Raw genomic sequence first — 9916 nt, forward strand, 5'->3', positions numbered from 1 at the left:
AGACGATGTCATCAAGCAGTACCTGGAATTACATTCCGACAAATGATGCCTCCGGCGTCAGCCGGTGGTCCTTCACTTCCTCAACTTTTAGGGCAATTCAAAAGCGCCACCTTCGTTGAACACCGGGATATTTTGACATGAGAAACATGAAAAACCATGGGACAGTTACAGGTCTGGGCCGCGTGAACGACCAGAGCTTTGTTTGTGCAGCGCTAACTTTGTTACAAAGCGCGTTGATCGCCGTCATGTGTCTCATTGTCACTGCACCGGAGGCGACCGCACAGGAAACCGCAGCCGGTCTGGACAACTCGTATATCGCCGTGCGCACGGACTCTCCGCGCCACACTCTGGAAACGTTCATGTTGCTTCGGGATCGGCTGGAGGTTGAAATCGCCGGATACCTCGCAACAAAATCGTTACAAAACGCGGCCCGCATGGCCATATTGTCGGATCAGTTCAACCAACTGATCGATCTGGAGGCAGTCCCAGTGGCCTCGCGCCGCGAAACCGGGATCACCACCACAACGTACCTTCTCGATATTCTGGGACGCATTCCGCTGCCTGATCTCACTCCGGGTCCGGACGGCGCTGTGCCCGATTTTGGAGACGTTGGTGTTTATCAAATCCCCGGAACGCCACTGCGGATCGTACAGATTGAAACAGGCGAGCGGCAGGGCGACTACGTTTTCAGCGCGAATACGATTCAGCTCGCGCCCAGGTTTTTCAGTGCAATCGCCCATCTGCCGCTTGAGACAACGCTGGATATCGTAAGTTTCAGTACGTTCTCTCCGCAACTGACCGGCCCCTTGATACCGTCCGCGATCTATCGATCCCTGCCGCAGTCTTTGTTGGATCTCTGGATGGATACGCCGATCTGGAAGGTTCTCTTTGTCTTCCTTGGATTTGCCACCTTTGGCGCCGTTTTTCTGGCGTTCAGCCTTGTAGTCAAGATGCTCACGCCGTCGGGGTGGTTCAGCAGGGAAATGGTGGCGGTTTTGCGGCCACTTGCGCTTCTGACGGTGGGCAATTTTGCGATACCTATGCTGGCATTCCAGATTAACGTATCAGGCGATTTTGCAGCCTTTGTCGATGTGGTCAAAACCGTTATTTCCTATCTGGCATATGCGTGGTTGTTCAGGAACGCCATGCGCATCGCGGTCGAGATGCTGATCCATTCGCCGTTCATCAAGGGTGAAAGTCTGGACGCCAACCTCCTGCGCTTGATCTCCTTCGTTGTCGCGGTCGTCGGGGTTGTGGTTGTTCTGGCGTTCGGGGCACAGGCTATCGGGCTTCCCATCCTCAGCGTTTTGGCCGGTCTGGGTGTTGGCGGTCTTGCCGTGGCGCTTGCGTTGCGCCCGACCCTGGAAAACCTGATCGGCGGCGTGCTTCTGTATATTGATCGCCCAGTGAGGCTGGGTGATTTCTGCAAGTTCGGTGACCTCACCGGCACGGTCGAAAAAATCGGGCTGCGTTCAACCTCTGTCCGTGCGCTCGACCGGACGCTGATTTCCATTCCGAACGCACAGTTCGTGGATATGCAGATCGTGAACTTCGCACATTGCGACGAAATGCTGCTCACACAGGTCTTAGGTCTGCGCTATGAAACCGACCCGGACCAGTTGCGCTATGTGCTGGTGAACTTACGCAAGATGTTGCACGCACACCCGCGCATCAATCCCAACACGGTACGTGTGCGGTTTTCCGGATATGGCGACAGCGCGTTAAACATCGATATTCGCGTCTATGTGATGACCCGAGAATGGAACGATTTCTTTGCAGTGCGTGAAGATGTCTATTTGCGGATCTATAGTATCGTCCGCGAAGCCGGTACGGGCTTCGCCTTTCCGTCAAGGGCCATCTATGCCATGGGCAGCGACAACCTTGATGAAGATTTGGCGGAAACTGCCAAGCAAACTGTCAAAGGCTGGCGCGAGTCAGGCCGATTGCCATTTCTCCGCTTGACCGAAGAAGAGATCGAACGCCTGAACTGCTCTTTGGATTATCCTCCGAAGGGAAGCCCGGAAGCTGGCAAGCAAGAGGATAGCAGTCCAGTGACAGCGGAACCACTGTCGGCGGAGCCCATCCGAGAGAGCCCGCCCGCCAACCCTGCGGACAACAAGGCGACCTGAACGAACCTGCATCTATGTGTTTCACCGTCTTTTCCGAGGCCCTGAATTCGACCCGCATTTCCTTCTTAGAGGGTGACCTTGAGGCGATTGCCAATTCCTGAATTCCTGTCTAGGTTTTTTGAAAGAGCAAGGGTCGCGTCGCCGGTGTAGTGGCAAGTCCTTGTTGTTCCGATTTTTCCGGAGGTTGAGAATGATCAGCTTGTTACTGCTCGGTGTGGTTGCCGGGATGATCCATGCGCTCGAAGCGGATCACCTCGCCGCGGTTGCGACGTTGTCTTCGGAAGGGGGCGGGCGCCGCAGGTTGGTGTTGCGCGGTGCGACCTGGGGGCTTGGTCATACGATAACGCTTTTCCTGATCTGCGCGGCGGTCATTCAGTTCAGTATGGTATTGACGCCATCGAGGGCGGCCGCGTTCGAGTGTGCGGTTGGGGTCATGATGGTGGTTCTGGCGGGCAACATGATCAGGAAAATGAAACGCAACAAAGTGCATTTCCACGCCCATGACCACGGCGACGGCCTGCATGTTCACGCCCATAGCCACGCCACGGCCAACTTGCCTCATGCCCGCGATCCCCACGACCATGCCCATAGTTTTCCGGTAAAGGCGCTTTTGGTTGGACTGCTCCACGGAGCGGCCGGGTCAGCGGCGCTCATCGCGCTGGCGTTGGCGAGTGCGCAGACCCCGACGCAAGCGCTGATCTATGTCCTTTGTTTCGGGTTGGGTTCGATTGTCGGCATGGCGGCAATGTCATCACTCGCAGCTTGGCCGCTGATGGCCGCGGAAAAGACCGCCGGATGGGTGCACAAAGGGTCGCAGATCGCCATTGCCACGATCGCTGGCGGAATCGGGATCGCCATAATCCTCGAAACATGGCCCATCGCCATGGGGACGACCTGAGCGATTTGCAGTAGCGGTCGCACGGTGTACCGCTTTTGGTCGCGCTTCGAGACCCCACGTCCGGCTTTGGCGGAAAGGTCGCGAAACAAGGGTCAGGCGCAGGTCGACAGCGGATATGTAGCGAAGTCCGGGAAAGTCAGTTGAATATGGGTAAGTGGTCTGTCAGATTATTTTCATACGCAACCCGAGGGAAAGGAACCCAGTGATGGCCTCATTCGAACCTGCACGGTTGCGCGCGACACTGTCCTTGTGGTTTGTCCTTTTCGTGATCTGGGTTGCCGTCAATGGAACGCTGGCGATCGAAGTCTCGGGCGTGGGACTGATCGTGACCCTGTCCATCGCACTATTCTGTACCCGTTCGCCGGGGATCTGGAATGACCTCACTTTCTCGCCTGCCAGTGGGCTTGCATTCTTGAAATATACCGTAATTTTCCTGCGCGAAATGGTGAAGTCAAACCTCATGGTCTTGGCATATGTATTTTCACCAAAGGTAAAAATTCGACCAGGGATCGTGCTGTCGCAGACTCGTCTGACATCGCCTTTTGCCCGCCTGGTGCTGTCCAACAGCGTCGCACTGACGCCAGGCACTCTGGTCATGGGTATGGATGGGTCCGATGTCTACATTCACGGTCTTGATCTGACCTCAACCGATGCGGACGCCAATACCCAAACCTATCTGGGACCGTTCGAACCGATCCTTTCAAAAACCTTTGGCTAGTCTCCTCATACAGATATCGGTGGTTCTCGTTTTTCTCGGGATCGTCGCGAGTGTCATCCGGCTGGTCATCGGCCGAACATTGCTCGACCGTATTGTGGCGATGGACGTGCTGACCATCATCGCAATCGTGCTGATCGCGCTTTATGCTCACATCGCGGACCGGTTCGTCTACCTCGATGTTGCCGCTGTCTATGGGCTGCTCAGTTTTCTGTCTGTCCTTGCGGTCGCACGCTTTATCGACAGGGGGCTCTAGCATGCTTGAACTGATGATCCTGCTGATCTGCGTTTGCATCCTGGTCAGTGCCCTTTTAGCGGTGCTGCTCAACAACCTGCTGGCCGCCATCGTCAGTGGCGGACTGGCGAGCCTTTTTGCTTCGATATCGTTTTTGCTGCTCGCCGCGCCGGATGTGGCGATGACCGAGGCTGCGATCGGGTCGGGGCTGGCCACGTTCATCTTTCTCTACGCCCTGCGCAAGACCGGCTATTGGGAGAACCGGGAATGAGCGAGCTGATCGGAAGCCTCTTCATTTTTTCGGGGTCGGTTTTCCTGTTTTCCGCGGGTCTTGGTCTGTTGCGGATGCCCGACGCCTTTACCCGTATCCAGACCGGGACCAAGGCGACGACGATGGGGGCGACGCTGGTGATGATCGGGCTGGCGATCTACCACCCTGACTGGATCTTCAAGCTGCTTCTGATCATCTACTTTGTCTATGTCAGCAACCCAATCTCGTCCCATGCGCTGGCACGTTCCGGCCACCGTCTGGGCACGCCGATGGCACCGGGCCCAGATGCCTTGGCCGAGATTGACACCCGCAGCGATGCGGCGGGCGACAAGCTATGATGCAGCGGGTTCTTTCTGTGATCGTGATTGGCCTTCTGGCGGTGGTCTTTACGCGGATCGTCGGTGCTTATGTGCAGCTTGATGCGTTGCGTCCTCTGGCGGCCAGCTATGTCACGCTGAGCCCGGAGTCGCTGACCACCCCCAACGTAATCACTGGCATTCTGATCACCTATCGCGGGTTGGACACATTGGGCGAAGTTGCGGTGCTTTTCATGGTGGCAGCGTCGCTGGGTCTGTTGTTGAAACCGCTTGAGGGCCAGCCGAAGCCGCCCAAGGCCTTCCAGCGTTCGGACCCCGGCGAAATCGTACATAGTGGCAAGCAGGTGATGTTTCCCATGATCCTTACTTTTGGTGCTTACGTCATCGTGAACGGGCATCTGTCTGCGGGAGGCGGTTTTCAGGGCGGAGCCATCGTCGCGGCGGGCGTCATGTTGCTGCTGATCGCCACCCCGGAAACACGGCTGAACACGACCCTGCTCAGTATCGTTGAATCCACGGCCGGGATATTGTTCGTGCTGCTGGGCATTCTGGGCATCGTCCTGGCAGGCGGGTTTCTGGACCCGCGGTTTCTGCCCGCCGGTGAATTGGGCGGATTCATCAGCGCGGGAGCCATCCCGCTGATCTCTGCCCTGCTCGGGATCAAGGTCGGGGCGGAACTGAGCGTCGTCATCGACAAGTTCAGAACCTGAGGGGGGGGCGTGCGATGATCACCTTTCCAGTGTCGACCGTGATGATGGTGACGGGCTTTGGGCTGATCCTGATTGGTCTGGCCGCGATCCTTCTGCACCGCAATATCCTGCGGATGATCATCGGTTTTTCGCTGATGGATTCTGGAATTGCCATTGTCTTGGTCTCGCTGGGCTATGTGACCGGCGGGACCGCACCGATCATGGATGCGGACCTTGCTGTGGCCGGTGCCGCACAAAGGGTGGTTGACCCGATCCCATCGGCGCTGACGGTCACGGCGATTGTCATCGGGTTGTCAGTAACGGCGGTGATGCTGGCCTATGCCATTCGGCTCTACCGCAGCCACGGCACGCTCGATATCGAAGCGTTCCGGCACTCGCGGGCATGACCGCTCTGGCGCATCCGATCGGCATCTTGTTGTTCGGCATCGGGGGCGGTTTCCTGATCCCGTTGCTCTACAAGATTGGCTATGGATGGCTGCATACCGGCTTCTTCGCCGCGCTTGGCGGGCTTACGCTGACCAGCATTTTTTCGTTGATTGCCGTTGTGCAGGGCGGTGGCGAAGCGATTGAGATCCTCACGGCGGGTGCCGCACCTCCCATATCGATAAATCTGCGGTTTGGCCTCGCCGAGGGGGCATTTTCCGTCAGCGTCAATGTGATGGCCACGTTGCTGGCCGTGGCCCACTGGGACCATCTCAAAAAGAACTACGTGGCGTTGCTTTTGTTTCTGATCCTGGTGATGGGGATCAACGGAATGATCATGACCCGCGATTTGTTTAACCTGTTCGTGTTCCTCGAGATCGTGTCTATCGGAACCTACGGTCTGCTTGGCCTCGTGACATCGCGGGACGGGATTCAGGCGGCCTTCAAATACGTGATGGCCACGGTCATTGCCTCGACGCTGTTCCTGTTGGGGGCCGTGTTGATCTATTACGTGACCGGGCATCTGAACATCGACTTCGTGATCGAGGCGCAGGCCAGCCTGATCGGGCCGATCAGTGGCATCGCGCTGGTCATGATGCTGGCCTGCTTGCTGATCGAGCTGAAACCCTTTCCTGCGAATGGATGGGGTTTGGACGTTTATGAAACCGTGCCTCCCGCATTGGCTGCGTTTTTGTCGGTCTGTGCGTCGGCGGGCATGCTCTTTGCCGTCTACAAGCTCTTGCCGCTGTTCACCGATTATCTCAGCCTCATCATCGCGTCGACGGCACTGACGTTTCTGGCGTCAAACCTGATCGGGTTGCGGCAGGATAAAATACAAAGGTTGCTGGGCTATTCCTCGGTGGGGCAAATGGCGCTGGGCGTACTGGCGCTGGCGGTTCTGACCCAGATTGGCGCTCAGCAGGTGATCCCGCTGGTTGTGTTTGGCCTGTTTCTGAACCATTTGCTGGCCAAGGCGGGGCTCTTTTGTCTGGTTGCGGCCATCGGGGCGTCGGATCTGCGCGAAGCCCTTGGCCTCACGCGGCGGCCGTTCGTTGCGGGCGGGTTGGCACTTTTCGTCGTGGCGATCTGCGCGCTGCCCCCGTTTCCGGGGTTCTGGGCGAAATGGGAGTTGATCATGCAACTTGCCAGCGCGGAACGGTTTTTGCTGATCGCGATCCTTCTGGCCGGGTCGCTGATGGAAACGACCTATCTCTTTCGCTGGTTCATCCGGGCCGTCACGCCCAACCCAGAACGACAACTGCCCGAACCTAAACTGAACATTCTGTTGCCGGTACTTACGATGGCTGTTTTGTTGATCGTCACCGGGGTCGGCATGGCCATGGCCTCCGGCGCGGATGGTCTGTTGATTTTCCTGCCGCTGGGTGTCGGGGCAGGGTTGCTGGTGGTCGGCCCGCTGCTGTCGTCGCGGCTGCAAGGGATCGCGATGTTGGTGGCCGTGGTGGGCGCGTCGCAGATGTTGCCCGAGGCCTACGGGATTGCCGGGCTGTTCTCCCATCTCCTGCTGGCCGGTGGGCTCATCATTGCGTCCGCCGGGCTGGCAGAGAAAACCATGCCGCCTCTGCATTATCCATTGATGGCTGTGCTGCTGCTGTCGATCCAATCGGTTTTGCGCACGCAGTTGGGGCTGACCTTTTATGTCGCATGGGAGTTCATCACGGTCGCGTCGTTCTTTCTGATCGCACAAGGCCGCAATGCCTTGCCGGAAACTCTGCGGTTCATGGTTTTTTCGATGTTCGCCGCGTTTCTGATCATGGGCGGCTATGCGATAATTGCCGGTCAGACCGGCAGCCGGGCGTTGATCGCCCTGACCATTGCCACGCCCGAAGCCATGGTTGGCTACGCGCTTCTGGCGGCGGGCTTTCTGGTCAAGGCAGCCGCCATCGGTGTCCATATCTGGCTGCCGCCCGCTTATGGCGAAGCGCCGGACAATGTGACCGCGATCCTGTCGGGGGTGGTCAGCAAGGTCGGTATCTTCGGTTTGCTCATGACGGCCTATGCCGCGGCGCAGTCCGAACTGAACGTCGATTTTACCTATCTGCTGGCCTGTATCGGCATGGCGACCACCGTGATCGGAGCGCTGCTTGCCTTGTGCCAGCGAGATCTGAAACGGTTGCTGGCCTATTCCAGCATGAGCCAGTTGGGCTATATCGTCACTGCGATTGCGTTGATGAGCCATCTGGGCTGGGTCACGGCGCTTTATATCGTTGCCAATCACATGATGGTCAAAGGCATCCTGTTCTTGGCGGCGGGTGCAATCATCCTGCGGACGGGGACCCGGCAGCTTGACGAGATCAGCGGACTGGTACGACGCATGCCGCTGACCTTTGCCGTCGTAGCAGTCGCATTGCTCTCCATGTCCGGTCTGCCGCCGCTGATGGGCTTTGGTGGCAAATGGCTGTTGCTCAGCGCGCTGATGGACAAAGGCTGGACCGTTCTGGTTGCGGGGGGCATCTTGGCGACGTTTTTGGGGCTTTGGTACATGACGCGGCTTTTGGTGGGGCTGTTCTTTGGCCCCGCGATCACGCAATCGCGCGAAGCGCCCGCGATGATCCTGATCCCGCAAGTGCTGCTGGTTGGAGGCATTCTCGTCTTTTCGCTTTTCCCGAAACTGCTCATGGGTCCTGTCTCTGACGCGATCGATCCGCAGTTCGCCGCGACCCTCGTCTGGGAGGGGCAGTCGCTGGAAACCATCTACGGGATCTGGGATCCGACCCCGGTCATGCTGACATCCATTGCAGCGGCTGCGGGGCTCATGGCCCTCTGGTGGGGCCTGTCGAAGGTGATGGGAAAGTCGGTGCGTGCGCGGGCGGCGCTTGTGCTTGCACGGCCCTTGCCACAAGCGGCGACCCCGCGCCTCGCGCAAGCCGCATGGGGCGCGTTCGTGCATGGTATCGAAGTACTGGCTGATGGCACGCGCCGCATCTATACCGGAAATGGACAGTTCTATGTGCTTTTGGTCCTGGCTTATTTCCTTGTGCTTTACTTCATGTCAACCTTCCTTCCCGCCTCATAAGATGAGTTTCTGCACATGACCAAACCCGACATGACCACCGAGATACCGCTGCCGCTGTTGCGGCTGCTCAGCGCCAGCCTGCCGGTCGGTGCGTTTGCCTATTCCAGAGGGCTCGAGCATGCTGTCGCCGCAGGTTGGGTAAAGAGCGCGCAAGACGTCCGCGATTGGGTATTTGGGGTGCTCAAACACAGCTTCGCCACTCTTGATGGCGCGCTGTTTCTGCGCCTGATGGCCGCGCTGGAAGCGGATGACATCGCCGCCTTTGCACGTTTGGATGACTGGTTGGCCGCTGCACGCGAAAGCCGTGAGGTGCAGCAAGAGGACCAGCGCACTGCCGAAGCCCTGCTGACGCTGCTGGTCGATCTGGACACAGCCTTGGCGAAGGGGCCGTTAAAAGCGCATTGTCGAAGCTATCCGGCCGCCTATGCCCTTGCCGCATTTGACTTGAAGGTGGGGCCCGAAGCCGCGTTGGCCGGGCTGATGTGGGCGATGTGCGATGCTCAGATTGCCGCTGCGATCCGGCTTGGCTGTATCGGGCAGGTCGATGGTCAGCGCATCCTGGGCGCAGCACCCGAGATTATCACGGAATGTGTTGCTGTGTCCGGTGCATTGGAAGAGCACGAGATCGGAAATGTATCGGTGATGCTCGCCATCGGCAGCGCGCAGCACGAGGTGCAACCCAGCCGCTTGTTCCGGTCCTGACAGGGCGAATGGCGTGGCTCTGACGACTGCTTTCGACAACGGATCAGCCAAAGGCAAAAGGGCGATCCGGTTCGCTTTGCCGTTCACAATAAATGCCGCTTGGAGCGGCTAAAGCATTTTGCATTTAATCTGAGGCATATCCGGCGGCTTTGAGAAAGTTCCAGCATTCTACTGGTTCGTAGAGATCGCAGATGTCGCCAAGCGCTTCAAACAAGGCATCGTAGGTTCTGGCTCCGATGCGCCGCAGATGGGATTTGAGCTTTGAGAATGCCATTTCAATTGGATTGAGGTCCGGACTGTAAGCAGGCAGAAACAAGAACCAGCAGCCGCGCTTGCGCAGAACTTCGGCTGCGCGCGGACTTTTGTGGGTGGACAGATTGTCCAGGATCACAACGGTGCCGGGGTCGAGCACCGGAGCGAGTTGTGTTTCGATGTAGGTGTCGAATGCCGGGCCGTTCATCGCGCCTGTGATGACCCAAGGC

11 protein-coding genes are annotated in these 9916 nt (G+C 58.0%); 10 read left to right on the forward strand and 1 reads right to left on the reverse strand.

Annotated features, from left to right (window positions below):
- The first annotated feature begins 137 nt into the window (after window positions 1–137).
- From LC354_RS24060 to LC354_RS24105, 10 genes are all read left to right on the forward strand, one after another.
- Window positions 138–2129 (forward strand): mechanosensitive ion channel family protein, encoded by a 1992-nt coding sequence (locus tag LC354_RS24060; RefSeq protein WP_223428518.1) that lies wholly within the window; start codon window positions 138–140, stop codon window positions 2127–2129.
- 190 nt (window positions 2130–2319) lie between these two features.
- The gene (locus tag LC354_RS24065) at window positions 2320–3027 is read left to right on the forward strand and encodes a hypothetical protein (protein ID WP_223428519.1); all 708 of its coding nucleotides are present in this window, start codon (window positions 2320–2322) and stop codon (window positions 3025–3027) included.
- A gap of 205 nt (window positions 3028–3232) precedes the next feature.
- The gene (locus LC354_RS24070; RefSeq protein ID WP_223428520.1) at window positions 3233–3745 is read left to right on the forward strand and encodes a Na+/H+ antiporter subunit E; all 513 of its coding nucleotides are present in this window, start codon (window positions 3233–3235) and stop codon (window positions 3743–3745) included.
- A 19-nt stretch (window positions 3746–3764) separates the two neighbouring features.
- Window positions 3765–3998, forward strand: a complete 234-nt coding sequence (locus tag LC354_RS24075) for a monovalent cation/H+ antiporter complex subunit F (RefSeq protein WP_223428521.1) — start codon at window positions 3765–3767, stop codon at window positions 3996–3998.
- Between the two features lies 1 nt (window position 3999).
- The gene (locus tag LC354_RS24080; protein ID WP_223428522.1) at window positions 4000–4248 is read left to right on the forward strand and encodes a hydrogenase subunit MbhD domain-containing protein; all 249 of its coding nucleotides are present in this window, start codon (window positions 4000–4002) and stop codon (window positions 4246–4248) included.
- Entirely contained in the window at window positions 4245–4586 is a 342-nt protein-coding gene (gene mnhG, locus LC354_RS24085; protein WP_223428523.1) for a monovalent cation/H(+) antiporter subunit G, read from the forward strand. Before LC354_RS24080 ends, mnhG begins: the two co-directional genes overlap by 4 nt.
- Window positions 4583–5275: an MnhB domain-containing protein gene (locus LC354_RS24090; RefSeq protein WP_223428524.1), complete on the forward strand. Its 693-nt coding sequence runs from the start codon at window positions 4583–4585 to the stop codon at window positions 5273–5275. Before mnhG ends, LC354_RS24090 begins: the two co-directional genes overlap by 4 nt.
- 14 nt (window positions 5276–5289) lie before the next feature.
- Complete coding sequence (locus LC354_RS24095) at window positions 5290–5661, forward strand: sodium:proton antiporter (protein WP_223428525.1); 372 nt, start codon at window positions 5290–5292, stop codon at window positions 5659–5661.
- Window positions 5658–8732 (forward strand): proton-conducting transporter transmembrane domain-containing protein, encoded by a 3075-nt coding sequence (locus LC354_RS24100; protein WP_223428526.1) that lies wholly within the window; start codon window positions 5658–5660, stop codon window positions 8730–8732. The genes LC354_RS24095 and LC354_RS24100 overlap by 4 nt, the downstream gene beginning before the upstream one ends.
- Window positions 8733–8747: 15 nt before the next feature.
- Window positions 8748–9434, forward strand: a complete 687-nt coding sequence (locus LC354_RS24105; RefSeq protein ID WP_223428527.1) for an urease accessory protein UreF — start codon at window positions 8748–8750, stop codon at window positions 9432–9434.
- A 124-nt stretch (window positions 9435–9558) separates the two neighbouring features.
- Here LC354_RS24105 and LC354_RS24110 read toward each other — a convergent pair.
- The coding region (locus tag LC354_RS24110; protein WP_223423163.1) for a transposase at window positions 9559–9916 on the reverse strand (358 nt) is incomplete at its 5' end.

Source organism: Tateyamaria pelophila (genome assembly GCF_019966495.1).
GTDB lineage: Bacteria > Pseudomonadota > Alphaproteobacteria > Rhodobacterales > Rhodobacteraceae > Tateyamaria > Tateyamaria pelophila.

Excerpts from the sequence above, each read along its gene's own strand:
- LC354_RS24080 (WP_223428522.1), top strand. The coding sequence starts at position 4,000 with ATGCTTGAACTGATGATCCTGCTGATCTGCGTTTGCATCCTGGTCAGT.
- LC354_RS24095 (WP_223428525.1), top strand. The coding sequence starts at position 5,290 with ATGATCACCTTTCCAGTGTCGACCGTGATGATGGTGACGGGCTTTGGG.
- LC354_RS24100 (WP_223428526.1), top strand. The coding sequence starts at position 5,658 with ATGACCGCTCTGGCGCATCCGATCGGCATCTTGTTGTTCGGCATCGGG.
- LC354_RS24090 (WP_223428524.1), top strand. The coding sequence starts at position 4,583 with ATGATGCAGCGGGTTCTTTCTGTGATCGTGATTGGCCTTCTGGCGGTG.
- LC354_RS24065 (WP_223428519.1), top strand. The coding sequence starts at position 2,320 with ATGATCAGCTTGTTACTGCTCGGTGTGGTTGCCGGGATGATCCATGCG.
- LC354_RS24060 (WP_223428518.1), top strand. The coding sequence starts at position 138 with ATGAGAAACATGAAAAACCATGGGACAGTTACAGGTCTGGGCCGCGTG.
- LC354_RS24105 (WP_223428527.1), top strand. The coding sequence starts at position 8,748 with ATGACCAAACCCGACATGACCACCGAGATACCGCTGCCGCTGTTGCGG.
- mnhG (WP_223428523.1), top strand. The coding sequence starts at position 4,245 with ATGAGCGAGCTGATCGGAAGCCTCTTCATTTTTTCGGGGTCGGTTTTC.
- LC354_RS24070 (WP_223428520.1), top strand. The coding sequence starts at position 3,233 with ATGGCCTCATTCGAACCTGCACGGTTGCGCGCGACACTGTCCTTGTGG.